This is a genomic window from Streptomyces violaceoruber (assembly GCF_033406955.1).
GTDB lineage: Bacteria > Actinomycetota > Actinomycetes > Streptomycetales > Streptomycetaceae > Streptomyces > Streptomyces violaceoruber.
The window spans coordinates 3938649-3963943 of record NZ_CP137734.1; the positions used below are offsets into that span (position 1 = coordinate 3938649).

Annotated in this window: 25 protein-coding genes; 10 read left to right on the plus strand and 15 right to left on the minus strand. The window is 73.2% G+C overall.

Annotated features, from left to right (window positions below; translation table 11 throughout):
- Positions 1–22: 22 nt before the first annotated feature.
- A complete protein-coding gene (locus R2E43_RS17555) occupies positions 23–817 on the minus strand; it encodes an SDR family NAD(P)-dependent oxidoreductase (RefSeq protein WP_326655727.1) in 795 nt (264 codons plus the stop codon).
- A gap of 90 nt (positions 818–907) precedes the next feature.
- Between R2E43_RS17555 and R2E43_RS17560 the strand changes: the two genes are divergently transcribed.
- Entirely contained in the window at positions 908–1540 is a 633-nt protein-coding gene (locus R2E43_RS17560; RefSeq protein WP_003974803.1) for a TetR family transcriptional regulator, read from the plus strand.
- Between the two features lie 28 nt (positions 1541–1568).
- Here R2E43_RS17560 and R2E43_RS17565 read toward each other — a convergent pair whose 3' ends face one another.
- The 7 genes from R2E43_RS17565 to R2E43_RS17595 all read right to left on the minus strand — a co-directional run bounded on the left by R2E43_RS17565 (position 1569) and on the right by R2E43_RS17595 (position 6842).
- A complete protein-coding gene (locus tag R2E43_RS17565; RefSeq protein ID WP_332056346.1) occupies positions 1569–1826 on the minus strand; it encodes a DUF3099 domain-containing protein in 258 nt (85 codons plus the stop codon).
- A gap of 100 nt (positions 1827–1926) precedes the next feature.
- Complete coding sequence (locus tag R2E43_RS17570; protein WP_003974805.1) at positions 1927–2214, minus strand: DUF1416 domain-containing protein; 288 nt, start codon at positions 2212–2214, stop codon at positions 1927–1929.
- Between the two features lie 33 nt (positions 2215–2247).
- Positions 2248–3093: a sulfurtransferase gene (locus tag R2E43_RS17575; RefSeq protein WP_003974806.1), complete on the minus strand. Its 846-nt coding sequence runs from the start codon at positions 3091–3093 to the stop codon at positions 2248–2250.
- 434 nt (positions 3094–3527) lie between these two features.
- On the minus strand, positions 3528–4265 hold the full coding sequence (locus R2E43_RS17580) for an LmeA family phospholipid-binding protein (RefSeq protein WP_003974808.1): 738 nt from the start codon (positions 4263–4265) through the stop codon (positions 3528–3530).
- A gap of 156 nt (positions 4266–4421) precedes the next feature.
- On the minus strand, positions 4422–5687 hold the full coding sequence (locus R2E43_RS17585) for a hypothetical protein (protein WP_136207981.1): 1266 nt from the start codon (positions 5685–5687) through the stop codon (positions 4422–4424).
- Positions 5688–5690: 3 nt separating this feature from the next.
- Positions 5691–5945 carry a MoaD/ThiS family protein gene (locus tag R2E43_RS17590; protein WP_003974810.1) on the minus strand — a complete coding sequence of 85 codons (255 nt, stop codon included), beginning with the start codon at positions 5943–5945 and terminating at the stop codon, positions 5691–5693.
- Positions 5946–5981: 36 nt separating this feature from the next.
- Complete coding sequence (locus R2E43_RS17595) at positions 5982–6842, minus strand: alpha/beta hydrolase (RefSeq protein WP_332056347.1); 861 nt, start codon at positions 6840–6842, stop codon at positions 5982–5984.
- A gap of 218 nt (positions 6843–7060) precedes the next feature.
- Here R2E43_RS17595 and glnR point away from each other — a divergent pair, with 218 nt between their 5' ends.
- From glnR to R2E43_RS17620, 5 genes are all read left to right on the plus strand, one after another.
- Positions 7061–7864 (plus strand): two-component system response regulator GlnR, encoded by an 804-nt coding sequence (gene glnR / locus R2E43_RS17600; protein ID WP_093456616.1) that lies wholly within the window; start codon positions 7061–7063, stop codon positions 7862–7864.
- A gap of 42 nt (positions 7865–7906) precedes the next feature.
- Complete coding sequence (locus R2E43_RS17605; RefSeq protein WP_003974813.1) at positions 7907–8929, plus strand: LacI family DNA-binding transcriptional regulator; 1023 nt, start codon at positions 7907–7909, stop codon at positions 8927–8929.
- 126 nt (positions 8930–9055) lie between these two features.
- Positions 9056–10093, plus strand: coding sequence for a S1C family serine protease (locus R2E43_RS17610; protein WP_030868480.1), 1038 nt, complete (start codon positions 9056–9058; stop codon positions 10091–10093).
- A gap of 88 nt (positions 10094–10181) precedes the next feature.
- A complete protein-coding gene (locus R2E43_RS17615; protein ID WP_011029472.1) occupies positions 10182–10928 on the plus strand; it encodes a response regulator transcription factor in 747 nt (248 codons plus the stop codon).
- The gene (locus tag R2E43_RS17620) at positions 10925–12370 is read left to right on the plus strand and encodes a sensor histidine kinase (RefSeq protein WP_191851118.1); all 1446 of its coding nucleotides are present in this window, start codon (positions 10925–10927) and stop codon (positions 12368–12370) included. Before R2E43_RS17615 ends, R2E43_RS17620 begins: the two co-directional genes overlap by 4 nt.
- On the opposite strand, the gene R2E43_RS17625 is transcribed toward R2E43_RS17620, so the two are convergent.
- Complete coding sequence (locus R2E43_RS17625) at positions 12345–12746, minus strand: RidA family protein (protein ID WP_011029470.1); 402 nt, start codon at positions 12744–12746, stop codon at positions 12345–12347. The genes R2E43_RS17620 and R2E43_RS17625 overlap by 26 nt on opposite strands.
- Positions 12747–12852: 106 nt before the next feature.
- Between R2E43_RS17625 and R2E43_RS17630 the strand changes: the two genes are divergently transcribed.
- Positions 12853–13236: a winged helix-turn-helix transcriptional regulator gene (locus R2E43_RS17630; RefSeq protein WP_011029469.1), complete on the plus strand. Its 384-nt coding sequence runs from the start codon at positions 12853–12855 to the stop codon at positions 13234–13236.
- Between the two features lie 145 nt (positions 13237–13381).
- Here R2E43_RS17630 and R2E43_RS17635 read toward each other — a convergent pair whose 3' ends face one another.
- Positions 13382–15220, minus strand: a complete 1839-nt coding sequence (locus R2E43_RS17635; protein WP_093456613.1) for a bifunctional metallophosphatase/5'-nucleotidase — start codon at positions 15218–15220, stop codon at positions 13382–13384.
- Between the two features lie 208 nt (positions 15221–15428).
- Here R2E43_RS17635 and mshD point away from each other — a divergent pair, with 208 nt between their 5' ends.
- Entirely contained in the window at positions 15429–16358 is a 930-nt protein-coding gene (mshD, locus tag R2E43_RS17640; RefSeq protein WP_003974818.1) for a mycothiol synthase, read from the plus strand.
- A gap of 42 nt (positions 16359–16400) precedes the next feature.
- Here the strand turns inward: mshD and R2E43_RS17645 are convergent, their stop codons facing one another.
- Genes R2E43_RS17645 through R2E43_RS17665 form a run of 5 tightly spaced genes read right to left on the minus strand, consistent with a single transcriptional unit; the run spans position 16401 to position 20889 of the window.
- Positions 16401–17057: an ABC transporter gene (locus R2E43_RS17645; protein ID WP_265701297.1), complete on the minus strand. Its 657-nt coding sequence runs from the start codon at positions 17055–17057 to the stop codon at positions 16401–16403.
- The gene (locus tag R2E43_RS17650) at positions 17045–18574 is read right to left on the minus strand and encodes an ABC transporter permease (protein WP_332056348.1); all 1530 of its coding nucleotides are present in this window, start codon (positions 18572–18574) and stop codon (positions 17045–17047) included. The genes R2E43_RS17645 and R2E43_RS17650 overlap by 13 nt, the downstream gene beginning before the upstream one ends.
- Entirely contained in the window at positions 18571–19440 is an 870-nt protein-coding gene (locus R2E43_RS17655; RefSeq protein WP_011029465.1) for an ABC transporter ATP-binding protein, read from the minus strand. Before R2E43_RS17655 ends, R2E43_RS17650 begins: the two co-directional genes overlap by 4 nt.
- A gap of 46 nt (positions 19441–19486) precedes the next feature.
- On the minus strand, positions 19487–20350 hold the full coding sequence (locus R2E43_RS17660; protein WP_003974822.1) for a cupin domain-containing protein: 864 nt from the start codon (positions 20348–20350) through the stop codon (positions 19487–19489).
- Positions 20347–20889 (minus strand): RNA polymerase sigma factor, encoded by a 543-nt coding sequence (locus tag R2E43_RS17665; RefSeq protein ID WP_011029464.1) that lies wholly within the window; start codon positions 20887–20889, stop codon positions 20347–20349. Before R2E43_RS17665 ends, R2E43_RS17660 begins: the two co-directional genes overlap by 4 nt.
- Before the next feature lie 793 nt (positions 20890–21682).
- On the opposite strand from R2E43_RS17665, the gene R2E43_RS17670 reads away from it, so the two are divergent.
- A complete protein-coding gene (locus R2E43_RS17670) occupies positions 21683–23923 on the plus strand; it encodes an RNA degradosome polyphosphate kinase (RefSeq protein ID WP_161270140.1) in 2241 nt (746 codons plus the stop codon).
- Positions 23924–24137: 214 nt separating this feature from the next.
- Entirely contained in the window at positions 24138–25280 is a 1143-nt protein-coding gene (locus R2E43_RS17675; protein WP_030868500.1) for a CHAD domain-containing protein, read from the plus strand.
- The last annotated feature ends 15 nt before the right edge of the window (positions 25281–25295 follow it).

Genomic DNA, 25295 nt, shown 5'->3' on the forward strand with positions numbered 1-25295 from the left:
TGGGTTCTGGGGGCGGGCGCCCTCAGAAGTGGGTGCCGCCGTCGACGCGGACCTCGGTGCCGGTGATGAACCGGCCGTCCTCGGAGGCCAGCATCGCGACGACCGACGCCACCGTCTCCGGACCGGCGAAGCCCCGGCCGAGTGCGGGGGAGAGCTTCGCGAACAGGGCCATGTCGGCGTCCTCGGGCAGCCCGGGACCGACGCTCTGCCCGCTGGCCCCGCTGCCGTCCGTCATGCCGGAGGAGATGGAGCCGGGCTGGACGGCGGTGAAGCGGATGCCGCGCCCCGCGTACTCGGCGGCCAGGGCGTGGGTCATGGACTGGATGCCGCCCTTGCTCGCCGCGTAGGCCGCCATGTAGGGGTGCGCGAACGCGGCGGAGGTCGAGCTGAAGTTGACCACCGCCGCGTCCCGGCCCTCCAACAGCGCCGGGACCGCCTCGCGGATCACCAGGAAGGTGCCGACGAGGTTCACCGTGAGGACCCGGGTGAAGTCCGCCAGGCTGGTCTGCCCGGTGTGCGAGGAACGCAGGATGCCGGCCGCGTTGACCAGGACGTCGAGGCCGCCCAGCGCCTCCGTCGCGGCCCGGACCCCCTCGCGCACCGAGGTCTCGTCGGCGATGTCGACGACGAGCGTGGTGAGCCGTTCCGCGCGGGCCCCGGCCTTCTCCACGGTGTCCTTCAGGCCCGGCTCGCTGACGTCCACCGCGACGACGCTGCCGCCCTCCGCGAGCAGCCGCAGCACGGTGGCCTGGCCTATGCCGGAGCCGCCGCCGGTGACCAGGGCGCGACGGCCTTCGTAACGATGCACGTAGTTCATATCCATGCCCGTCACCGTACGCCTGGGTGGCACGTTTTGCCATTACGTCACGGCATGCCGCCGGGTGGTCGCAGGCCGTACGCTTCTCGGGTGAGCACCGAGCCACCGCCCCCGACGCTGACCGAACGCCGCAAGGCCGCGACCCAGCTCGACATCGCGCACGCAGCGGCAGAGCTCTTCGCCACCCGGGGCCCGGAGGCCACGACGGCGGAGGAGATCGCCCGGCGGGCGGGGGTCGCGCTGCGGACCTTCTACCGGTACTTCCGCTCCAAGCAGGACGCCGTCGGTCCGCTGCTCACGGACGGCGCCGACCGCTGGCGGGCGCTGCTGGCCGAGGCGCCGCCGGGCAGCGCGCTCGGTCCCGCCCTGCGCGGCGCGGTCGAGCAGGCGCTGGCGACGCCGGATCCGCAGGCCGTCGAGGCGCTGCTGCGCACGCGCGGGCTGCTGCGCGCCGCCGCGGACGATCCCGCACTGCGGGCGGTCTGGTACCGCGTCAACCAGGAGTCGGAGGAGCTGCTCGTTCCGGTGATCGCCCGGCTGACGGACGGCCGCCGGGACCCGCTGGAGGTGCGCCTCGTCGCCGCCGCGGCCACCGACGCCATCCGGATCGCCCTGGAGACCTGGTCCGGCACCGAGGCCGCGACCGAGGGCCCCGACTCCCCCGCCGACCTGGCGGTGCGCTGTCTGCGCAGCCTCCTCGGCGCCGGGGACGACACCCCTTAGTGGCGCCTCCTGTCAGTGACGCTTCTCGTCAGTGACGCTTCTTGCCGTCCAGTTCGTCCCACCACTCGTCGGACTGGGCGTCGCCCGACGGGTCGTCCCACCAGCGGTCCTCCGGACCGCGCCGGTTGGCGACCATCGCGGCCACCGGGGGGATGAGCATCGTGAACACGCACAGGCCGACGGCCGCCGGGACGGACCAGAGGCGTACGACTCCCCAGGCCAGGACGAAGAGCACGATGCAGGTGCCCATCATGGCGAAGTAGACGTGCCGCCGCCGTGCGTACATACCTCCAGCGTAGGTCCGGAACCCCGGTCCGGACACGCCGAAGGGGCCGCACCCCAGGCGTCCAACCCGGTGGGTGCGGCCCCTTCGGCCGTTGCCGCCGTCAGACGGCGATCGCGACCTCCGCGAGGCCGCCCTGCTGGGCGACGACCGTGCGGTCGGCGGTGCCGCCCGGGATGAGCGCGCGTACGGTCCAGGTGCCCTCGGCCGCGTAGAAGCGGAACTGGCCCGTCGCGGAGGTCGGGACCTCCGCCGTGAACTCGCCGGTGGCGTCCAGCAGACGGACGTAGCCCGTCACCGGCTCGCCGTCGCGGGTCACCTGACCCTGGATGGTGGTCTCACCGGGCTTGATCGTCGAGGCGTCGGGGCCGCCGGCCTTCGCTCCGCACATGTCGTACTCCTGAGGGGTTGAGAGGGGGCGGGCTTACTTGTTGGCGCCGAGCTCGATCGGCACGCCGACGAGGGAGCCGTACTCGGTCCAGGAGCCGTCGTAGTTCTTGACGTTCTCCACGCCCAGCAGCTCGTGCAGGACGAACCAGGTCAGGGCCGAGCGCTCGCCGATGCGGCAGTAGGCGATGGTGTCCTTCGCCAGGTCGACCTGCTCGTCGGTGTAGAGCTGCTTCAGCTCGTCGTCCGACTTGAAGGTGCCGTCGTCGTTGGCGTTCTTCGACCACGGGATGTTGCGGGCGGACGGGACGTGGCCCGGACGCTGCGACTGCTCCTGGGGCAGGTGGGCCGGGGCGAGCAGCTTGCCGGAGAACTCGTCGGGCGAGCGGACGTCGACCAGGTTCTGCGCGCCGATCGCCTTGACGACGTCGTCGCGGAAGGCGCGGATCGCGGTGTTCTGCGGCTTGGCCTTGTAGTCGGTGGCGGCGCGCTGGGGCACCTCGTCGCCGGGGACCAACTCGCGGGCGTCCAGCTCCCACTTCTTGCGGCCGCCGTCGAGGAGCTTGACGTTCTCGTGGCCGTAGAGCTTGAAGTACCAGTAGGCGTACGACGCGAACCAGTTGTTGTTGCCGCCGTAGAGGACCACCAGCGTGTCGTTGCCGATGCCCTTGGCCGACAGGAGCTTCTCGAAGCCCTCCTGGTCGACGAAGTCGCGGCGGACCGGGTCCTGGAGGTCCTGGGTCCAGTCGATCCGGATCGCGTTCTTGATGTGGTTCTTCTCGTAGGCGGACGTGTCCTCGTCCACCTCGACGATCGCGATGTCGGTGTCGTCCAGGTGGTCCTGCAGCCAGTCGGCGTCGACCAGGACGTCGCTGCGGCTCATGTTTTCTCCTCCGGGGCAGGTGCGGCGGGGCGTGCGGTGAGAAGGGGTGCGCGCTCGGGCCGTGCCGCGGCGCACGCGGGTGCCCACGACGGTGCGGGGCGAGGATGAGGGGGACGTGGACGGCGGCGTCGCCGTCCGTCTCAGGAGGAGCGACAGAGCATGGCGGCAACGCGGCACAGGTCCACTGCCCGCCGCTTCGTGAGGTCCGCCTGTCGCTTCATAAGTCCCGATCGTAGGGATTGAGGGCGGGCCGTGTCACCGACGTGTCGCATGATGAGACGCGATCGTCCGAGATGTGGGATAAGGAGGCCGGTCGCCCTGCCCCCGAGGGTCGGCGGGGCCGACGCCGGCGCCGCCGCATCTGCGGTACGGACGGCACCGTCTCGCCTGTCGGACACGGGCGAAGGCCGGTCCCCGAGGCACCGGCCTTCGTCCTACCCGGCCAGCTTGACGTTCGAACCCTTCACCGTGATCTCGACGCCGTCCTTCGCCGCCTCGACCTTGTCCAGCTCGATGCCGCCCGGCAGCTCGTCGATGGTCTGCTGGAAGTCCGTGATGGCCCGGATCCGGGACTCGGCGAGCTGCTTGCCGCCGATCTCCGGCAGGCCGTCGGCGACGACCTCGACGTCGTCGTCCTTGACCTTGACCGAGCTGAGCACCTCGACCGGCTCGGGCACCTCGACACCGAGGACCGTGGCCCGCAGCGACACCTTGATCTTTCCGTTGCCGCCGTCGGAGAGGCCGATGACCTTGGCGTCGATACCGGGCGCGATCTCCGTGGGCTGGGACTTGGTGGCCTTCATCAGCTCGTCGTAGCCGACGGTCGCGGTACCGGTGGCGGTGGCCGCGGTGGCGGAGCTGTAGTCGCCGGAGAACTCGACGCCCTTCATGTGCGCGCGCAGTTCCGCGATGCGGATCTTCTCGCCGCCCTTGCCGGTGGACGCCTCGTAGTCGTCGATGCCGACCTCCACGTCGTCCAGGGAGCCGCCGGCGACCTGGGTGAGGAAGGGGAAGCCGTTGATGGAGACGTCCGGCGTCGAGGCGAGGTTCTCGGTGCTGCGCAGCTTGTCCGCGGCCTCGTCCTCGGCGAAGTTGACGGCGACACGGTCGGCGATCACGAAGAGGCCGCCCAGGATCACGACGACGATCAACAGTATTCGCAGTGCTCGCATGCGGTGTTTCCCCAACCCTGGACGCTCGACGGCGGCGGACCCGACGACCGGCGGCCGTCCAGCGCGAGCGTAACGCGGGCCGGTGGCACCCCCCGGATTTTGTCGAACAGCTGTGACAGGGAGTGCCGCCACCCGTGACAGGAGGCGCCGCCGGGCTCAGGCCAGGGCCCGGCCCAGCAGGTACACGGCCGGGGCCGCCGCCGCCAGGGGCAGGGCCACGCCCGCCGTGAAGTGGACGAAGCGGGAGGGGTAGTCGTAGGCCGCCACCCGCAGGCCGATCAGCGCGCAGACCGCCGCACCCGCGCCGAGCAGCGCGCCCGACGCCCCGAAGTCCGTCATCGAGCCGGCCGCGATCCCCGCCCCGGCCGCCGCGAGCAGCGCGACGACCACGGACGCCGGGGTCGGCAGCGGCAGCGCGCGGGCCACGGCGGCCACGGCCACCGCGATGCCGCCGACCGTCACCGCATCCGCGTCGGCGGCGAGGTACCCGCCCGCGACGACGGCCAGGGCCGCCGCGGCGATGGTCGCCATCAGGCCGTACATCCGCTCGTCGGGGTCGGCGTGCGAACGCAGTTGCAGGACGAGGGAGAGCAGCACCCACACCCCGAGCGTGCCGAGGATCGCCGCCGGGGAGCGGTCCGACACCAGCAGCGCAGCGTCGGCGGCGAGCGCCCCCGCGAAGCCCAGTGCGATGCCCTGCCGGGCGGGCCACATGCCGTTCAGCCGGAACCAGCCCGCCGCGGTGACCGCCTGGAGGACGACGACCGGGACGAGGAGGGCGTACGTGCCGAGCGCCGCCGCGCCGGACAGCAGCAGCCCGAGCAGCGCGGTGAGACCGGCCGGCTGCATGCCCGGGTCGATGATCGGCGAACGCCCCTCGGCGCGGGCCCGCTGCGCGTCCGTGATCCGCGTGTTCCCGGCGACGGTCGCGGGACCGTAACCGGGATCACCGGAGGCGGAAGGGGCGGGGGCGGGAGTGGGCGCGGGGCTCGGCGCGGCCGTGACGTGCGCGTACGGCGCGGGCGAGGGCTGGGGCTGCGGCGCGTACTGCTGAGGCTGGGGCTGCGGCTGCCCGTACCCCTGCGACGCGTACGGCTGTGGCTCTGGCTGCGGCTGCGGCTGGGCGAGCGGCGGCAGGTACGCCGTCTCCTCCGCGGAGACCGGCGGCTGCACCTGCGTCTCCCAGGTCTGCCCCTGCCACTGCTGCGTGTACTGGCCGGCGTTCGGGTCCGGCTGCGGCTCCCCGTACCCCTGGTGCGACTGGTACGGCTGCTGCCCGGGCCACGCCTGGGCGTCGTACCCCTCGTACTGCTGGTCCCGGCCGTACTGCCGGCCCGGGTCGTACGGCTGGCCCGGGTCGTACGGCTGGTTCGGGTCGTACGGCTGGTTCGGGTCGTACTGCTGATGCGGCTGGTCGGTCATCGCTCACCCTCCTGCGAACGGCGGGAGCACCTCGACCGTGCCGCCCTCGGCCAGCCGTACCGTCTCATGCCCGCGGGTGCCCACGGGGTCGCCGTCGACGAGGAACGAGCAACGCAGCAGCACGCGGGTGAGTTCGCCGGGGTGGCGCTCGCGGACCGCGCCGAGCGCGTCGGCGAGCGTCGCCGCGTCGTAGGGCTCCTCGGCCACCCCCGCCGCGGCCTTCGCGGCGGCCCAGTAGCGCACCGTGACCTTTGCCATCTCGTTCCTTCGTCGTCGCCGATGAACAACGTCAGGCTAGCCCGCCCGGGCCACCGCCCAGGCGCCGATGCGTTCGAGGAGCGCCTCGCCGGAGGCGTTCTCGGCGTGGCCCATGCCGGGCTCCAGCCAGAGTTCGCCGTGGTCACCGGCGGCCTCGGCCAGCATCCGGGGGTGGTCGAGGGGGAAGTAGCCGTCCCGGTCGCCGTGCACGACGAGCAGCGGCCTCGGCGCGATCCGGGGCACCGCCTCCACCGGCGACAGCGGCACCGGGTCCCAGTCGCGGTGGTGGATGCGGGTGCGCAGGCCGTAGCGGCCCACCAGGCGCCCGGCGGGGCGCATCACCAGCCAGTGCAGCCGGCGCATGGGTGCCGTGCCCCGGTAGTACCAGCGGGCGGGCGAACTGACCGACACGACGGCGTCCGTGCCCGCCACCGCGTCGTCGGCGTACAGCGCGGCGTGCCGCAGGACCACCGAGCCGCCCATGGAGAAGCCGACGGTCACCACGCGCGCGTGTCCGAAGCCGCGCGCCCACGCCACCGCCGCGGCCAAGTCGAGCACCTCGCGGTCGCCGACGGTGGAGCGCCCGCCGGACGCGCCGTGGCCCCGGAAGGAGAACGTGACCACGGCACCGTGCCGCGCGAACGCCGCCGCGATCCGCCGCACATGCGGTCGGTCGGCGTCGCCCGTGAACCCGTGCGCGACGACGAACACCAGGTCAGAGCGGTCGCGCCCGGTTGGTCCCGGCTCGTACACGGCGTCGATGGGGACACCGTCGGCCGTACGGAGGAAGGTACGCGCGGGCGTGCGGCGCGGCGCTCCCCGAGGCGTCTCGGGATGCGGACGATTGGCTGGACCACGGGTGGAACGCGCCACATGACCCAGCGGTCGGTTGCTCATGTCGGCTATTCTGCTGGGCAGAGGACTCGGGCAACGTAGCCCCCGGGTCCTTTTGTGCTTTCGGGAGCGATGCCGGGCGGGCGCCGGGCGTTCACCTCCCGGACGCCACCAGTACGAAGCAGTGCCGCAAACGTCCTCGCAGGGACCCAGGAGGAACCAGACGTTATGGGCGAGCGAACCGGGCACGACCACAAACCGTCCCAGGCAGGTGGGGCACGATGAGTTCTCTGCTGCTCCTGACCAACGCCCTCCAGCCGTCGACGGAGGTGCTTCCCGCCCTCGGCCTGCTGCTGCACAACGTACGCGTCGCCCCCGCCGAGGGCCCCGCCCTCGTCGACACCCCCGGCGCCGACGTCATCCTCGTCGACGGCCGCCGCGACCTCCCCCAGATCCGCAGCCTGTGCCAGCTACTGCGCTCCACGGGCCTCAGCTGTCCGCTGGTCCTCATCGTCACCGAGGGCGGTCTCGCCGCCGTCACCGCCGACTGGGGCATCGACGACGTACTGCTCGACACCGCCGGTCCGGCGGAGGTCGAGGCGCGGCTGCGGCTGGCCACGGGCCGCCAGCAGCTCGGCGGCGACGACTCCCCCATGGAGATCCGCAACGGCGACCTGTCGGTGGACGAGGCGACGTACTCCGCGAAGCTGAAGGGGCGGGTCCTGGACCTGACCTTCAAGGAGTTCGAGCTGCTGAAGTACCTCGCCCAGCACCCGGGCCGCGTGTTCACCCGCGCGCAGCTGCTCCAGGAGGTGTGGGGCTACGACTACTTCGGCGGCACCCGCACGGTCGACGTGCACGTGCGGCGGCTGCGCGCCAAGCTCGGCCCCGAGCACGAGTCGCTGATCGGCACCGTCCGCAACGTCGGCTACCGCTTCGTGACGCCGGAGAAGCCCGAGAAGGGCGAGAAGAGCGATAAGTCCGAGAAGGGCGAGAGGGCGGAGAAGACGGAGAGGGCCGAGACGCCCGGAAAGGCGGCCGCCGAGACGAACGAGGCGGCGGGCGCAAGGTCATCCAAGGTGTGATACGCCCTGCCCGGAGCGGGTCCATCCGCGTAGACTCCGCGCGTGGCCAAGGTGACTCGGGATGATGTGGCGCGACTGGCGGGGACTTCCACCGCCGTCGTCAGCTACGTCATCAACAACGGACCCCGGCCGGTCGCCCCGGCCACGCGCGAGCGTGTCCTCGCCGCGATCAAGGAACTGGGGTACCGCCCGGACCGGGTCGCCCAGGCGATGGCGTCGCGGCGCACGGACCTCATAGGCCTGATCGTGCCGGACGCGCGCCAGCCGTTCTTCGCGGAGATGGCGCACGCGGTCGAGTGGGCCGCCTCCGAGCGCGGGAAAATGGTGCTCGTCGGCAACAGCGACTACGTCGGCGAGCGCGAGGTCCACTACCTGCGCGCCTTCCTCGGCATGCGGGTCTCCGGCCTGATCCTGGTCAGCCACGCGCTGAACGACAACGCGGCCGCCGAGATCGACGCCTGGGACGCCCGGGTGGTCCTGCTGCACGAGCGCCCCGAGGCCATCGACGACGTCGCCGTGGTCACGGACGACCTGGGCGGCGCCCAGCTCGCCGTACGCCACCTGCTGGAGCACGGGTACGCGTACGTCGCCTGCATGGGCGGCACCGCCGAGACGCCGTCCGTCGGCGACCCGGTCTCCGACCACGTCGAGGGCTGGAGGCGCGCGATGAAGGAGGCCGGGCTCTCCACCGAGGGCCGGCTCTTCGAGGCGCCGTACAACCGCTACGACGCGTACCGCGTGGGTCTGGAGCTGCTCTCCGGGCCGCAGCGCCCGCCCGCGATCTTCTGCTCCACCGACGACCAGGCGATCGGCCTGCTGCGCGCCGCCCGCGAGCTGCGCATCGACGTCCCCGGCGAGCTGGCGGTGGCCGGGTTCGACGACATCAAGGAGGCGGATCTCGCCGACCCGCCCCTGACGACGGTCGCCTCGGACCGGTCGGCGATGGCACGGTCCGCCGTGGACCTGGTCCTGGACGACGGCCTGCGGGTGGCGGGCTCCCGCCGCGAGCGGCTGAAGGTGTTCCCGTCGCAGCTGGTCGTACGGCAGTCCTGCGGCTGCGCGTAGCTGCCGCCCAGGCGCGGCGCGCGCCCTTGTCCCGGCGGACGCCCTTATATCGGGCATACGAGGTTCTGCCGGGCTTCTCAGGCAGCACTCAGGCCGCTCTCATCCGCGGGCGGGAAGCTCATGGACATGACCGAGAGCCTCCGCCACAACGGCGAGTACGAGCACGCGAACCCGTACCAGGGAACCCCCCAGCACGCCTCCTCTCCCGTCAGCCCGGAGTGGCCGCCCCCGCCGGCCCAGCCGCCCGGGAACCACGCCACGCAGCCCCTGCCCGAGCCGCCGCACGGCGGGCGCCCCGCCCGGCGGCGCGGCCCCGCCGCCCTGCTGGTGGCCGTGGCGATCGTCGCGGCGGCCGTCGGCGGCGGCACGGCGTACGGCATCCAGGAGCTGACCGGCAGCGACACCGTCGCCTCCAGCTCGACCAGCACCAACGTGGTGCCCTCCAGCCAGAAGGGCACGGTCTCCGGCGTCGCGAAGGCGGTCAGCCCGAGCATCGTCGAGATCAACGCCACCTCGAACGCCGGCTCCTCCACCGGTTCCGGCGTGATCATCACCGACGACGGCGAGATCATCACCAACAACCACGTCGTCGCCGGGGCCTCCTCCGTCAAGGTGACGACGAACGACGGCAAGCAGTACACCGCCGAGGTCGTCGGCACCGACAGCAAGAAGGACCTCGCGCTGATCAAGCTGGAGAACGCCTCCGGGCTGAAGGCCGCCACCCTCGGCGACTCCGCCGGCATCGGGGTCGGCGACCAGGTCGTCGCCATCGGCTCCCCCGAGGGACTGACCGGTACCGTGACCAGCGGCATCGTCTCCGCCCTCGACCGGGACGTGACCGTCTCGACGGACGAGGGCCAGCAGCAACAGCAGCAGCGGCAGGGCGGCCAGTGGCCGTTCGAGTTCGGCGGGCAGCAGTTCAACGGCGACACCGGCTCGTCCACGACGACGTACAAGGCGATCCAGACCGACGCGTCCCTCAACCCGGGCAACTCCGGCGGCGCGCTGATCGACATGAACGGCAACATCATCGGCATCAACTCCGCGATGTACTCGGCGACCGAGTCCTCCGCGAGCGCGGGCAGCGTGGGCCTCGGCTTCGCCATCCCGATCAACACGGTCAAGGCCGACCTGCCCGAGCTGCGGGCGGGCGCGAGCAACTGACGAGCAACTGAGCGGGCGCGAAGACGTGCGACGCTGAAGGCGTTGACACCCCGTACCCGTACCCGACCGCATCCGAGGACCCGAGCCCATGAGCCCCGCAGACGCCGACCGCGACCGCGACCGCGAGATCCAGCGCATCCTGATCGTCGACGACGAGCCGGCGGTCCGCGAAGCCCTCCAGCGCAGCCTCGCCTTCGAGGGGTACGACACCGAGGTCGCGGTCGACGGCGCCGACGCGCTGGAGAAGGCGACGGCGTACCGGCCCGACCTGGTCGTCCTGGACATCCAGATGCCCCGCATGGACGGCCTGACCGCCGCCCGCCGCATCCGCGGCGCGGGTGACCTGACCCCCATCCTGATGCTGACGGCCCGCGACACGGTCGGCGACCGGGTGACCGGCCTGGACGCGGGGGCGGACGACTACCTGGTGAAGCCGTTCGAGCTGGACGAGCTGTTCGCCCGCATCCGCGCGCTGCTGCGCCGCAGCTCCTACGCGGCGGCCGTGGAGGCCACCGCCGAGGACGACGACACCCTCACCTTCGCCGACCTGACCATGGACCTGGCCACCCGGGAGGTCAGCCGGGCCGGACGCCCGGTGGAGCTGACCCGCACGGAGTTCACCCTGCTGGAGATGTTCATGGCGCACCCGCGCCAGGTCCTCACCCGGGAGCAGATCCTGAAGGCCGTCTGGGGCTTCGACTTCGAGCCGTCGTCGAACTCCCTCGACGTGTACGTCATGTACCTGCGCCGCAAGACCGAGGCGGGCGGCGAGCCGCGCCTCGTGCACACCGTGCGCGGCGTCGGCTACGTCCTGCGGCAGGGCGGCGCCGAGTGACAGGCCTGGTCCGCCGGGTCCGCGCCCTGCCCCTGCGGGCGCGACTCTCGCTGCTGGTGACGGCGGCGGTGGCGTTCGCGGTGGCGGCGGCGGCGGTCGCCTGCTGGTTCGTGGTCAAGAGCGTGCTGGTCAGCTCGCTGGACGAGGCCCTCAAGGCGAACCGCATGACCAAGCAGCAGGTGAGCCAGTACGTCAACCTGCGCACCGGCGCGTGTGCCCACGACCCCGTCACGCACGAACAGAACCCCTTCGGCTCGTCCGTACAGCTCGTGGACGGCACGGGCGGGAGCTGCCTCATCATCGGCACCCAGGAGGTGCCGCTCAGCGACGCCGACCACGCCGTGGCCGAGGGCAGGACCACCGACGCGCTGCACGACGCCACGGGGGACGACGGCGCCCAGTACCGCGTCTACACCTACAGCGTGCTGCCCGAGCTGGGCGTGGCCGTCTCCGCCGCCCGGCCGCTGGGCGAGGTGAACCGCTCCCTCAACGACCTCGCCCTGGTGCTCGTGATCGTCGCGGGCGCGGGTGTCGTCGGAGCCGGCGCCGCCGGGCTGTGGGTGGCGCGCACCGGCCTGCGCCCCGTCGACGATCTGACCCGGGCCGTCGAACACGTCGCCCGCACCGAGGACCTCACCGTGCGCATCCCGGTCGCGGACGACAGCGACGACGAGATCGCCCGCCTGTCCCGGTCCTTCAACAGCATGACCTCGTCCCTGGCCAGCTCCCGCGACCTCCAGCAGCAGCTCATCGCCGACGCGGGCCACGAACTGCGCACCCCGCTCACCTCGCTGCGCACCAACATCGAACTGCTCACCCGCAGCGAGGAGACGGGCCGCCCGATCCCGGAGGCCGACCGCAAGGCGCTGCTCGCCTCGGTCAAGGCCCAGATGACGGAACTGGCGGCGCTCATCGGCGACCTCCAGGAACTCTCCCGCCCCGACACCGGCCAGCACGAGGGCCGCACCCGCATCCTCGCCTGGCACGACGTCGTCGAGTCGGCGCTGCGCCGCGCCCGGCTGCGCGGCCCGGAGCTGGCGATCGACGCGGACGTCCGCCCCTGGTACGTACGGGCGGAGCCGGCCGCGCTGGAACGCGCGGTGGTCAACATCCTGGACAACGCGGTGAAGTTCAGCCCGGACGGCGGCACGATCGGCGTACGCCTCGCCGACGGCGTCCTCACTGTCCGCGACCACGGCCCCGGCATCCCCGCCGACGAGCTCCCCCACGTCTTCGACCGCTTCTGGCGCTCCCCCAGCGCCCGCGCGCTGCCCGGCTCGGGCCTGGGTCTGTCCATCGTGGCGCGGACGGTGCAGCAGGCGGGCGGCACGGTGGCCCTGACCCGGGCCGACGGCGGCGGCACCACCGCCACGATCCGGCTGCCGGGGGCGCCGGTGCCGCCGCCGGAGGGAGACGTCAGGCAGGCAGCCGAAGATCGATGACGAAGCCGATCTCGACGACCTGACCGGGCAGGGTCAGCTCGGTCACGCCCAGGACCGTGCTGGCCGGGCGGTGCTCGCCGAAGTACGCCAGGTTGCCCCGCGCCACCGCGGCGGCGTGCTGCCGCAGGTCCACCACGTACTGGGTCTGCGACACGATCTGGTTGCGGGTGGCTCCGTAGTGCTCCAGGACCCGGTCCATGTTGGCGTGCGTGCGCCGGAGCTGGGCGGCGAAGTCGCCCCCGTCCGGGAACTCACCCGCCTCGTCGAACGCGAGCTGCCCGGAGACGTGGACCAGCTCGCCCGACCCGATCGCCTGGGAGTAGCCGAAGTCGTCCTCGGCCGGCACGTCGAAGCGGAAGACATCGTGGGTGGTCATGGTGCTCGCCCTTTCGCTCAGGTCCACTCTCTTGTGGTTACTCGGGAACCGTAGGAGAGTGATGGCTGAACTGGAAGAACGCACTTTTCGGTGACTGGGGTACCTGATGGTGACCAAGCAACTGCTCAACGGCCTGCCCGAGGACGCGGACCTGCGGCGCGCGGACTCCCTGGCGCGGGAGATCTTCTCGGACGTCGCCAACAAGTGGGCGCTCCTGATCATCGAGGCGCTCGGCGAGCGCACCCTGCGCTTCAGCGAGGTGCGCGGCGAGGTGGAGGGCATCAGCCACAAGATGCTCACCCAGAACCTGCGGATGCTGGAGCGCAACGGCCTGGTCGACCGCACGGTGCATCCGACCGTGCCGCCGAAGGTCGAGTACACCCTCACCGAGCCGGGCCGCGCCCTGCGCGCCACGGTCGACGCGATCTGCGACTGGACCCAGCGCCACCTCGGCCACATCGAGGGCGCACGGGAGCGTTTCGACGCCTGAGCGGCGTCCGTGGAAGCCGAGCATGCCTGGCGAGTCGATGTCCCCGCACGGCGAGGGGCCCGGCACGCACGGCGAGGGGCCCGGCGCATCCGCGGTCCCTCGGCCGTCGGACGTGCCGGGCCCCTCGCCCGGAGCCGGCCGTCGCCTACCGGACGACCGTGATCCGGTCCGCCGCCGGCGGAGCGATCGGGGCGGTCGCCGAGGAGTTGGCCGTCAGGTACTGCTCGAAGGCCGCCAGGTCGTCCGCACCGACGCGTTCGTTCGTGCCCTCGCCCAGGGTCGTGAAGCCGTCGCCGCCGCCCGCGAGGAAGCTGTTGGACGCGACGCGGTAGGTGGCCGTCGGGTCGATCGCGGCACCGTTCAGCCGGATGGAGTCCGTGACGACGCGGTCCGCGCCCGACCTGGTCAGGTCCAGGGTGTAGGTGAGGCCGGAGGAGACCTGGAGGATCTTCGGGGCCGCCTCGTTCGGGCCGCTCACCTGCTCCTTGAGGACCTGGATCAGCTGTGCGCCCGTGTAGTCCTTGAGGTTCACCGTGTTGGCGAAGGGCTGGACCGTGAAGCCCTCGGCGTAGGTGACGACGCCGTCGCCCTCGGCGCCGGAGGCCGTGTAGGTCAGCGGGGCCCGGATGCCGCCCGGGTTCATCAGCGCCAGGTCGGTCTCCGGGTCCTGCGCCTCGCCGTACGCGAACTGCGCGTCGGCGATCAGGTCACCCAGCGGGGACTCGGTGCCGTCGCGGTTGATGTCGGCGGAGACGTAGCCGATGGGGCGGTTGCCGATCGGGGCGGCCAGGGTGCTCCACTTGGCGATCAGCCGGGTCATGTCGGGCGCCTTCGGGACGTCCCGCGTCACCACGTGGTTGGCCGACTTCACCGAGGTACGGGCGATGTCACCCGTGCGGCGGTCGTACGTCAGCGTGGTGTCCGTGTACAGGCGGCCGAAGGACGAGGCCGAGGTGACCATGCGCGGGTTGCCCGCCGGGTCGGGGATCGTGCAGACGTACGCGTTGTGGGTGTGGCCGGTGACCAGCGCGTCGACCTGCGGGGTGATGTTCTTGGCGATGTCGACGATCGGGCCGGAGATGCCGTCGCCCGCGCCCGGGGAGTCGCAGTCGTAGTTGTAGGAGGACGAGGCGGGGAAGCCGCCCTCGTGGATGAGCGCGACGATCGACTTCACGCCCTGGCGTTGCAGCTCCTTGGCGTACTTGTTGATCGTCTCGACCTCGTCCTCGAACTTCAGGCCCTTCACGCCCTCCGCCGAGACGATGTCCGGGGTGCCCTCCAGGGTCACGCCGATGAAGCCGACCTTGACGCCCCGCTGCTTCCACACCCAGTAGGGCTTGAGGAGGGGCTTCCCGGTCTTCTCGTCCAGGACGTTCGCCGCCAGGTACGGGTAGTCGGCGCCCTTGAACTCCTTGTCCGAGTAGCAGCCCTCGGTGGGGTGGCAGCCGCCGTTCTGGAGACGGGCCAGCTCCTTGGCCCCCTCGTCGAACTCGTGGTTGCCGACGCTGGTCACGTCCAGGTCGAGCTTGTTCAGCGCCTCGACGGTCGGCTCGTCGTGGAAGAGACCGGACAGCAGGGGGGAGGCGCCGACCATGTCGCCGCCCGCGGCGGTGATGGAGTACCGGTTGCCCTTGCGGGCCTCGCGCAGATGGGTGGCCAGGTACTCCACACCGCCTGCGTCGATCGTCTTCGTCGTGCCGTCCGGCTGGACCTCGGTGACCCGGCCGGAGGAACCGGCGGGCGGCTCCAGATTGCCGTGCAGGTCGTTGAAGGAGAGCAGCTGGACGTCCTGATAACGGCCCTGGCCGTGACCATGACCGTGCCCGTGGCCGCCGTGCCCGCGGTCGTTCCCGCCCGCGCTCGCCGAGGCCGGCAGCGCCGCCGCGGCGAGCGCCCCGGCGGTGACGACGGTGGCGGCGGCGACGAGGAGACGGCTCGTACGGCGTCTGCGACGCGGCTGGTGCGGCTGTGCTGTGACTGGCATGCGCCCCCCTGTGGGTGTGCGTGGCGCGAGCCGCTGAGGCGACGGCTCGTCGGCGCAGCAGCCTAGAGTCAACGCGCGTAGCGCGACAGGGGCGTCCGGGTTACAGCCTGGTTTAGCTTCACCCCCGTCCTCGCCCTCCTCCTCGCCCCCTCCCTCGTCCTCGTCCACTGCCGCCGCTTTGCCCCGCCCGCCCCTTACTCTCGTACGCATGACCAGCGACGACACCGTGCGGCCCGGCCGCCCCCGCTCGATCGAGACCCTCGCCGAACTCACGCCGGAGCAGACCGACGCCGTCCTCGCCCTGCTCACCGAGGCGGCCCGGACCGACGGTCAGCACGCCGTGTCCGAGCAGGGCCGGCTGCAACTGCGCGGCCCCGCCCGGGAGGGCGTCGTACACCTCCTGCTCACCTTGGACGGCGGTGAACTCGTCGGCTACGCCCAGCTGGAGGGCACCGACCCGGTCGAGCCGCCGGCCGCCGAGCTGGTCGTCCACCCCTCGCACCGGGGCCAGGGACACGGGCGGGCCCTGGGCTCCGCGCTGCTCGCCGCCTCCGGCAAGCGGCTGCGGATCTGGGCCCACGGCGGGCACTCCGCGGCCCGGCACCTCGCGCAGGTGCTGGGGCTCTCCCTCTTCCGGGAACTGCGCCAGCTGCGCCGCCCGTTGACCGGCCTGGACCTGCCGGAGCCGCGGCTGCCCGAGGGCGTGAGCGTGCGCACCTTCGTGCCCGGCCAGGACGACGCGGCCTGGCTCGCCGTGAACGCGGCCGCGTTCGCCCACCACCCCGAACAGGGGTCGCTCACCCAGCGCGACCTCGACGACCGCAAGGCGGAGCCGTGGTTCGACCCGGCGGGATTCTTCCTCGCCGAACGGGACGGCGAACTGATCGGCTTCCACTGGACCAAGGTGCACGCCGAGGAACGGCTGGGCGAGGTGTACGTCCTCGGTATCCGCCCCGACACCCAGGGCGGCGGCCTGGGCAAGGCCCTGACCACCATCGGCCTGCGCCACCTGGAGGGGCAGGGCCTGCCCACCGCGATGCTGTACGTCGACGCCGACAACAAGGCGGCGGTGGCCGTCTACGAGCGCCTCGGCTTCGTCACCCACGAGACGGACCTGATGTACCGCACGGAGACGTGAGCCGCCGGGGCCGCCCGGCGGGGCGAACCGGTGAAGCGTCCGTCACCGACCGGCCTTGCGGCCCAACGGCTCCGGCCCGCACACCGCCCCCACCAGGGCCACCGCCGCCGCCAGCACCGCCCACCGGTCGTGCCCGACGGACCAGCGCGGGTCGCTCGCTTGGACGAACAGCGCCCAGTCCTCCGGGGCGAGCAGGGGCGCGAGGACGGCGGTGAGCAGCAGGACCGCGGCGACGTACGGCCCCGGACGCGCCTCGTCCGTCAGCCGTACGGCCAGGGCCGCAGCGGCGAGGGCGAGGGCGCCCACCGCCACCGCCTCCAGGGTGACCCCGCCGGCCGGGGGCCGGGACGCCGAGGGGGTCAGGAGCAGGGCCGCCGTCCACCACAGCACGGCGAGCGGCGCGACCAGGGCCACCCGCAGCATCTGCCGGACGAGCCTCGGCGTCGGCACGGGCACGGTCAGGTGGCGGGCCGGGTCGTCCAGCAGGAAGGCCAGGCCGAGCGCGCCGATCAGCGCGGCGCCCCGCAGCAGCAACAGCGTCTGCCAGGGCGCCGGTTCGGCGCCGGTGGCGAGGGGGGCGCCGGCGACCAGCAGGCCGAGTGCCCCCGCCGCCGCCAGGGCACGCCAGGGGAGCGTGCGCCACAGCGCGCCGGCCAGATCCACCGTCGTCGCCCCTCGGACCGCCGTCAGTCCTCGCACGAGTCCGCCTTCTCCGGCCCGGCCACGCCGAGCAGTTCGGCGACTCGGGCGGTCGGGACGCCCGGTGCGGTCAGTTCGGCCCAGTGCTCTTTGACCCGGGCCCCGGTCCCGGTGGGCGGGTCCTCCAGCAGGCGGCGCACCACATCGGTCTGGCCCTCCGTCATCGACAGCGGATTGGTGGGCGACAGGACGATCGCGGAGCCCGTCACACTGTCGTCGAGGCGGACCCGGCGCAGCGCGTCCATCGGGTCGTCCTGCCAGCTGAGCGAGAGCCACATGACGGTGACCATCCGCCCGTCGCACAACTCGCTCCCCGCCGCCTCCGTGCCCGCGACGAGGACGGCGGCGACGGCACTGGAGAACTCCGGGACCCGGTTGCCGCCCCAGGCGGTACCCACGGTGACCCGGTGCGGCTCGGTCGACGCGGGGAGCGCGGTGTCGGTGCCCAGCCCGTAGCGGGCGTCGATCCGCTGCCGTACGACGAGGGGCCGGTCGTGTGCGGAGCCGCCGGACAGGGACTGGACGTGGTCCACGACCGCGGCCCAGGTGCCGGTGCGCGGCGCCCACTCGGGGAAGGCGCAGTACCTCGACCGGCCGTGCTCGGAGCAGGTCAGCTCGGGGCGCACCGAGGCACGCTCACGGGCCGCGGTCAGCTCCGGCGACGGTGTCACGCCTCCGGCCTGGAGCACCCCGCCCGTCACCGCCCCCGCCAGACTCAGGGCGAGGCCCACCCGGACGAGGATGCCGCGCCCGCCGGAGACGGCCATGGCGAGGAAGGCCACGCTCAGGGCCGCGCCCGCCAGGTACAGAGCGTGCCAGGCGGCGGGCCGCCCCAGCAGATCGGAGGGCAGGGTGTCCGGGCCGGTCACGGAGACGACCGGTGCCAGCCAGGACAGCCCGCTCCCCTCGCTCGGCCCGGTACCGAGGACGAAGACGAACAGCAGGACGACCACCAGCAGTGGCGCGGCGATCGCCGACCGCACCAGTCGCCCGAGCAGCACCCCGAGCGCCCCGAACACCAGCACCGTCAGCGGTCCCACGGCCAGCTCGGCCGGTGAGGCATGCCCGATCGCGCCCGGCTTGAGCGCCTCCCAGGTGAACTGCCCGGCCACGCAGAGGGTGGTGAGCAGGGCGGCCGGCACGACGGACAGCGCGTGGGCCGCCGTACGGCGCCAGGGTTGCAGGACCAGCACCGAGAAGTGGTGCTCGGTGCCGTGCCGTTCGGAGCGCAGGACCGCGCGGGCGGCGCACAGCAGGACGGCGAGGCCGACGAGCATCGGCATGGACTGGGTGGCGCGGTCGGCGTCCTGGAGGGCGGGGCTGCCGTCCCAGGAAGTCCTCGTGCGCCACACGATCCACGCGACGTAGGCCGCGAAGGCGATGAGGACGGGGGTGCTCAGCAGCAGTCTGCGGGCCTCGAACCGAGCCAGGGCCCGCACGGCCCGCGTCCCATGGTCGGGCCCGTCCTGGGCCGGCGTCCGCGCGGGCACGGCTTCCTCCGTCAGTACGGCGCTCATGCGGCCACCTCCGTGCCGGTGTCGTCCGAGCCGTCGAGGACGAGGAGGTAGCCGTCCTCCAGGGTGGGTTCGGCCGGTTCGGCGCCCGGGGGCGGGTCGCCCACGTTCCGGAAGGAACCGGTCCCGGTGCGCCATCCGGCCTTCGCGCCGGGGTCCTTCTCCGTGCTGCTCCACACCCGCCCGGCGGCCCGCGCGGTCAGCTCGGCCGGAGTCCCGTCGAAGCGCACCGCCCCGGCCGCCATGACGATCACCCGGTGACAGAGCATCGCCACGTCCTCGGTCTGGTGGGTGGACAGCAGCACGGTCCGCCCCTCCCCGGCCCCGGCGATCAGCTCCCTGAACCGCATCCGCTGCTCGGGATCGAGACCGACGGTCGGCTCGTCCAGCACCAGGAACCCCGGGTCGCCCACCAGCGCGGCCGCGAGCGCGACCCGCTGCCGCATGCCCCCTGACAGCTTCTTGATCCGGCGCCCGCGCACCTCCCCGAGGTCGACCTCCTCCAGTACCCGCCGCACCTCGCGGTGCCGCTCCCGGCGGTCCGCCAGCTCCTTCAGGATCGCCACGTAGTCGACGAACTCGAAGGCGGTGAAGTCGGGGTGGAATCCGGGCGTCTGCGGCAGATAGCCGAGCCGCCGCCGCACCTCCTGCCGGCCGCGCGAACTCCCGGGGTCGTGCCCGAGAACGGTGAAGGCCCCCCGGTCCGCGGGCACCGCGGTGGCAAGCACCCGCAGCAGCGTGGTCTTCCCGGCGCCGTTGGGCCCGAGCAGCCCGGTGACGCCCGGGGTCAGCCGCAGCGAGACGTCGTCGAGAGCACGGGTGCGCCCGTAGTGCAGGCTCAGCCCGGAGGCGGAAACAGTGGGGGTCATACGGCACTCCCGTACACGAAGGGGATCGAGAAGAAGAAGGAGAAGCTCACGCGACACCGCGCGCGGAGACGTCGAACCGGTCACGGAAGAGGAACAGCAACCCGGCGCCCAGCACCGCCACGAGTCCGGACACGCCCTGCCCGGCCGCGGTGAACGGCGCCAGCGGGCCGTCCGTGGACGCACGGGCCGCGTCCGCGGCCAACAGCACCGCCGCCCAGGCGCACACGAGCACGGACGGCGCGAGCACGGGACCCAGCCTGGGCGTCAGCGCGAGCCCGGTCGCGGTGAGCGCGAGCCCGGGCAACAGCCAGGCCAGGGCGGCCGGTCCGTACCCCGGCAGCGCGAGGCTGGCCAGACCGCCCACCCCGAGCGCCACCACGAGCACGGCGACGGTACGGATCATCAGCAGCCGAAAGCCGTGCATCGGCGAGACGACGGCCATCTCGTGCGTGGGATCCAGCGCGGGCCCGTAGGCGAGCGCCACCGAGACCAGCGGCAGCAGCGGGGCGCAGACCAGGAACAGCGTGGGCCGGCCGGCGGCACCGGCCGAGACGGCCACGAGGAAGGTCACGAACAGCACGGCGGCGAGCGCGCCGAACCAGGACCGGCGCAGTATGGGGGTGGCGGCGAGCAGTCGCGCGGTGCCGTCGCCCGCCCCGCACCGCACCAGCAGCCGTTCGAACCACCCCGGCCGGGGCGCGTCCAGCTCGGCGTCGAGCCGTGCCCACCCCGCGTCCAGCGCGGCGGCGTCGCTCACCCGCGCGAGGACGCCCCGGCACGTGGCGCAGGCGGTCAGATGTGCGTCGGTGGACCAGAGCGCCGGCGCCGCCAGCTCGCCCCGGGCGTAGGCCCGCAGGTCGTCCTCGTCCACGTGCCAGGCGTCCCGGGGACGGCTTTCCTCGATCCTCATGCCAGCGCCTCCCGCAGCTGCCGGCGGGCCCGCATCGCCCGCGTCTTGACCGTGCCCGGCGGGATGCCGAGCAGGACGGCCGCCTCACGGGTGGTCAGCCCGTCGACGACGGTGGCCTGGAGCACCGCGCGCAGCTCCGGCGAGAGCCGCACGAGCGCACCGGCGAGGTCGCCGTGCTCGACCCCGGCCAGGACGCGCTCCTCCGCCGAGACCTCGTCCCGGTGCCGCAGCCGCGCCAGCGCCTGCCGCAGCCGTCCGCGCGCGCCCTCTCCGCGCAGCGCGTCGATCAGCCGCCGCGACCCGATCCGCCACAGCCACCCCGCCACGTCCCCCTCCTCGCGGTAGCGCGCGCTGCCGCGCCACACCGCGAGGAAGGTCTCCTGCACGACGTCGTCGACCACGGCGGCGTCGGCGCAGCGGCTGCGCATGCGGGCGGTCAGCCAAGGGGCGTACCGGCGGTACAGCTCCTCGAAGGCGCGGCGGTCGGCATCCGCCGCGACGGCCCGCAGCAGCTCCCCGTCGCTTCTCGTTTCGCTCACATCTCCTCATCGCACGAGCCCGCCCGACCGGTTCACACGATCTCCTGGCGGAGGCTTTGGCGAGGGTAGGGGGGTGCGGTGAACCAAGGTTCGCGGGCACCCGGGGTCGGTGCGGGTCGCGCGCCCGGCGTCGCACCCGGTGCCCGGGGTGGGTGCGGGCGCGAGGGGGAGCGCAGCCCGGCGTTGCGGGGTGCCGCAGCGCCCACCCGTGCCGCCCCAGCGGCACGACTGCCCGCAGCGGCGGCGGCATAGCGGCGATCCGCCGCGGCGGCGGCGTGGCGGGCGGCGGCCCGCACGGCCGCGGCGGGGCGGGGGACGCGGGGCGTGGGCGGGGGGAAGCCGCGTACGGCGAGGAGGGGTACCCGGAGCGTTGGCGGGGAGAGCCGCGTACGGCGAGGAGGGGGCGTGTCGGGGGGTGTCCGCCCGCAGCGGTTGGCGCGTCAACGCCCCGCACCCCCGTAGCCAACCGATTCCGCGCCATTCCGAGGACGGACACCCCCCGGCGCGACCCCGACCCACCCACCGGACACACCGCGCTACGCGCACCCCCACCGAACCCGCACAGGCCGCCGCAGGCATCGCGCACCCCCAGCCACCCCGCGCAGGCCGCCGCTGGCACCCCCAGCCACCACCCTCCAGAGGCTCCCCGCTATCCCACACGTCATGTCCCCGTAACCATCGATTCAGACAGCCTTGCGAGGCTCACCGAATGAAGCCGACCGAGCCACAGCCTTCCGGGCCCTTCGGGCCCTCCGACGCGCCTGACGCGCGCGCGGCGCGGAAGAATGGGTTCATGAGGCAGCCGAACACTCAGGCCGAGGCCCAGCACACGCAGCCCTCCGTGGGTTCCATCGCGGCGCACCGCCCGAACACCGTGGCCGCCACGGTCTCCGGCCTGGAGCCGGACATCGACGCCGACCTCGACGCGTACGAGGAGTCGGAGGAGTCCCAGGACGGCGGCGCCCGCCTCCCGCAGGGCCGCTTCCTGGACCGCGAACGCAGCTGGCTCGCGTTCAACGAACGCGTGCTCGAACTCGCCGAGGACCCGAGCACCCCCCTCCTCGAGCGTGCCAACTTCCTCGCGATCTTCGCCAGCAACCTGGACGAGTTCTTCATGGTCCGCGTCGCCGGCCTCAAGCGCCGCATCGCGACCGGCGTCGCCACCCGCTCCGCCTCCGGCCTCCAGCCCCGCGAGGTGCTGGAGATGATCTGGGCCCGCTCCCGCGAGCTGATGGCCCGGCACGCCGCCTGCTTCCACGAGGACGTCGCCCCGGCCCTCGCCGAGGAGGGCATCCACCTGGTCCGCTGGAGCGAGCTGGCCGAGAAGGAGCAGGCCCGCCTGTTCACCCTCTTCCGGCACCGGATCTTCCCGGTCCTCACCCCCCTCGCGGTCGACCCCGCTCACCCCTTCCCGTACATCTCGGGCCTCTCCCTCAACCTCGCGGTCGTCGTCCGCAACCCCGTCACCGGCCACCGCCACTTCGCCCGCGTCAAGGTCCCCCCACTGCTCTCCCGCTTCCTGGAGGCCTCCCCGGGCCGCTACGTCCCCGTCGAGGACGTCATCGCCGCCCACCTGGAGGAGCTGTTCCCGGGCATGGAGGTCCTGGAGCACCACACCTTCCGCCTCACCCGCAACGAGGACCTGGAGGTCGAGGAGGACGACGCGGAGAACCTGCTCCAGGCCCTGGAGAAGGAGCTGATGCGGCGCCGCCTGGGCCCGCCCGTCCGCCTGGAGGTCGAGGAGTCCGTCGACCGCGAGGTCCTGGACCTCCTCGTACGCGAGCTGAAGATCGGCGAGGCGGAGGTCTACCCGCTCCCCGGCCCCCTGGACCTCACCGGCCTCTTCCGCATCCACAGCATCGACCGGCCCGAGCTGAAGTACCCGAAGTTCGTCGCCGGCACCCACCGCGACCTGGCCGAGGTCGAGTCCGCGTCCGCGCCGGACATCTTCGCCGCCCTGCGCACCAAGGACGTCCTGCTCCACCACCCGTACGACTCCTTCTCCACCTCCGTGCAAGCGTTCCTGGAGCAGGCCGCCGCCGACCCGGACGTCCTCGCGATCAAGCAGACGCTGTACCGGACGTCCGGCGACTCCCCCATAGTCGACGCGCTCATCGAGGCGGCCGAGTCCGGCAAGCAGGTCCTCGTCCTGGTGGAGATCAAGGCCCGCTTCGACGAGTCCGCCAACATCAAGTGGGCCCGCAAGCTGGAGGAGTCCGGCTGCCACGTCGTCTACGGCCTGGTGGGCCTGAAGACCCACTGCAAGCTCTCCCTGGTCGTACGGCAGGAGGGCGAGACCCTGCGCCGGTACAGCCACGTCGGCACCGGCAACTACCACCCGAAGACGGCCCGCCTCTACGAGGACCTGGGCCTGCTCACCTCGGACCCGCAGGTCGGCGCGGACCTCTCCGACCTGTTCAACCGCCTCTCCGGCTACTCACGGCGCGAGACCTACCGCCGCCTCCTCGTCGCGCCCAAGTCGCTGCGCGACGGCCTCGTCTCCCGCATCCACAAGGAGATCCAGCACCACCGCGCCGGGCGCCCCGCCCACGTCCGCATCAAGGTCAACTCGATGGTCGACGAGGCCGTGGTCGACGCCTGCTACCGCGCCTCCCAGGCCGGTGTGCCGGTCGACGTGTGGGTGCGCGGCATCTGCGCGCTGCGCCCCGGCGTGCCGGGCCTGTCGGAGAACATCCGGGTCCGCTCCGTCCTCGGCCGCTTCCTGGAGCACTCGCGGGTCTTCGCCTTCGGCAACGGCGGTGAGCCCGAGGTGTGGCTCGGCAGCGCCGACATGATGCACCGCAACCTCGACCGCCGGATAGAGGCCCTGGTCCGGGTGACCGACCCGGCCCACCGGGCGGCCCTGAACCGGCTCCTCGAGAACGGCATGTCCGACGGCACCGCCTCCTGGCACCTCGGCCCGGACGGCGAGTGGACCCGGCACGCGACCGACGCGGACGGCCAGCCCCTGCGCAACATCCAGGAGATGCTCATAGACGCCCGGAGGCGCCGGCGTGGCACAGCGACACCTTGACCCGACGGACATTCCGACGGACATTCCGACGGACTTTCCACCGGAAACCCCGACGAAAACCCCGGCGACCACCGGACCACCGCACCCCGCCTCGACCGGCGCGCACCCGCACGGGGCCGCGCACCCGCACGGAGCCGCGCACGCCCACGGGGACCCGAACCGGGACACCGGTGCCGCCCCGCACGCCGGCACCGAAGCGGGCACCGACGCCCTGGTGGGCTACCTGCGCGCCCAGGCCACCGAGTTCCTGCGCGCCCTGCGCCGCCACCGGGAGTCGGGGCCGGGCACGGGCACCGGCACGGGCACGGCGGCGGGCGCGAACGGTGCCCTCGGCGAACCGGGCCGGGCGGCCCAGCCCGGGGACGACGTGGACGCGGCCCGCGCCCTGCGCCGCGCGGCCCGCCGCATCAGCGGCACCCTGCACACCTTCCAGCCGCTGCTGGACGCCGGCTGGGCGGAGGAGATGCGCCCCGAGCTGGCCTGGCTGTCCGGCACGCTGGCCCTGGAGCACGCGTACGCGTCCCGTCTGGAGCGCCTGCTCCAGGCCCTGCACCGGCTCTCCGGTTCGACGGCGTTCCCGGCCCCGCGCCCAGTGGGCCGAGCCGCCACCGCCACCACCACGTCCGTGCCACCCGCCGCACCCCCCACCCACCCGGCGTCCGCGAACCGCGGCAACCTCACGGTGGGCGCGGCCAAGGCGGGCGCGCTGCTCGACCGGCAGCTGACCCTGGCCCGCACCCGGGCGCACTCCACCGCCCTCCAGGCCCTGGGCAGCAGCCGCTTCCACGCCGTCGCCGACAAGGTCGCCTTACTGGCCAGCGAAGTCCCCCTGAGCAGCGCCGGACGCAGATCCGCCACCCCCGCCCCCGGCGCCGCGCCCGTCGACCTCCGCCCGCTGGCCACCGCCGCGCGGGAGCGCCTCACGGACGCCGTGGCCGCCCTCCCCCTGGTCACCGCGGGCAGTCCGTACAACGCCGAGGCGCTGGTCCACGGGCTCTCCCCGGACCCCGCCCCGCACCCCCAGGACACCCCGTGGCACCAGGTCCGACTGCTGCTGCGCCTGCACCGCTACGCCCTGGAGGCGCTGGCCGGCGCGGACCCCCGGACCGACGGGACAGCCGGGCCCCCCGACGACTCGGTGGACGTACGTCTCCTGGCCGCCGGCGAGGCCCTCGACCGGCACCGCGACGCCTCCGAGGCCGCCGCGGCCGCCGCCCAGGCCGCGCGTACCCCGCGCATCGCCCCGGCCACGGCGTACGCGCTCGGCGTGCTCCACGCCGACCAGCGGCATGAGGTGGAGGCCGCGCGGTACGCGTTCCAGCACAGCTGGCGCAAGGAACCGATCAGGCTGCCGTAGGAACGGTCGCAGGAA

What these genes read in the sequence shown, in the direction of transcription:
- R2E43_RS17555 (WP_326655727.1), bottom strand. Translation starts at nt 817, where the DNA reads ATGAACTACGTGCATCGTTACGAAGGCCGTCGCGCCCTGGTCACCGGC.
- R2E43_RS17565 (WP_332056346.1), bottom strand. Translation starts at nt 1,826, where the DNA reads ATGTACGCACGGCGGCGGCACGTCTACTTCGCCATGATGGGCACCTGC.
- R2E43_RS17570 (WP_003974805.1), bottom strand. Translation starts at nt 2,214, where the DNA reads ATGTGCGGAGCGAAGGCCGGCGGCCCCGACGCCTCGACGATCAAGCCC.
- R2E43_RS17575 (WP_003974806.1), bottom strand. Translation starts at nt 3,093, where the DNA reads ATGAGCCGCAGCGACGTCCTGGTCGACGCCGACTGGCTGCAGGACCAC.
- R2E43_RS17580 (WP_003974808.1), bottom strand. Translation starts at nt 4,265, where the DNA reads ATGCGAGCACTGCGAATACTGTTGATCGTCGTCGTGATCCTGGGCGGC.
- R2E43_RS17585 (WP_136207981.1), bottom strand. Translation starts at nt 5,687, where the DNA reads ATGACCGACCAGCCGCATCAGCAGTACGACCCGAACCAGCCGTACGAC.
- R2E43_RS17590 (WP_003974810.1), bottom strand. Translation starts at nt 5,945, where the DNA reads ATGGCAAAGGTCACGGTGCGCTACTGGGCCGCCGCGAAGGCCGCGGCG.
- R2E43_RS17595 (WP_332056347.1), bottom strand. Translation starts at nt 6,842, where the DNA reads ATGAGCAACCGACCGCTGGGTCATGTGGCGCGTTCCACCCGTGGTCCA.
- glnR (WP_093456616.1), top strand. Translation starts at nt 7,061, where the DNA reads ATGAGTTCTCTGCTGCTCCTGACCAACGCCCTCCAGCCGTCGACGGAG.
- R2E43_RS17610 (WP_030868480.1), top strand. Translation starts at nt 9,056, where the DNA reads ATGACCGAGAGCCTCCGCCACAACGGCGAGTACGAGCACGCGAACCCG.
- R2E43_RS17615 (WP_011029472.1), top strand. Translation starts at nt 10,182, where the DNA reads ATGAGCCCCGCAGACGCCGACCGCGACCGCGACCGCGAGATCCAGCGC.
- R2E43_RS17625 (WP_011029470.1), bottom strand. Translation starts at nt 12,746, where the DNA reads ATGACCACCCACGATGTCTTCCGCTTCGACGTGCCGGCCGAGGACGAC.
- R2E43_RS17630 (WP_011029469.1), top strand. Translation starts at nt 12,853, where the DNA reads ATGGTGACCAAGCAACTGCTCAACGGCCTGCCCGAGGACGCGGACCTG.
- R2E43_RS17635 (WP_093456613.1), bottom strand. Translation starts at nt 15,220, where the DNA reads ATGCCAGTCACAGCACAGCCGCACCAGCCGCGTCGCAGACGCCGTACG.
- mshD (WP_003974818.1), top strand. Translation starts at nt 15,429, where the DNA reads ATGACCAGCGACGACACCGTGCGGCCCGGCCGCCCCCGCTCGATCGAG.
- R2E43_RS17650 (WP_332056348.1), bottom strand. Translation starts at nt 18,574, where the DNA reads ATGAGCGCCGTACTGACGGAGGAAGCCGTGCCCGCGCGGACGCCGGCC.
- R2E43_RS17655 (WP_011029465.1), bottom strand. Translation starts at nt 19,440, where the DNA reads ATGACCCCCACTGTTTCCGCCTCCGGGCTGAGCCTGCACTACGGGCGC.
- R2E43_RS17660 (WP_003974822.1), bottom strand. Translation starts at nt 20,350, where the DNA reads ATGAGGATCGAGGAAAGCCGTCCCCGGGACGCCTGGCACGTGGACGAG.
- R2E43_RS17670 (WP_161270140.1), top strand. Translation starts at nt 21,683, where the DNA reads ATGAGGCAGCCGAACACTCAGGCCGAGGCCCAGCACACGCAGCCCTCC.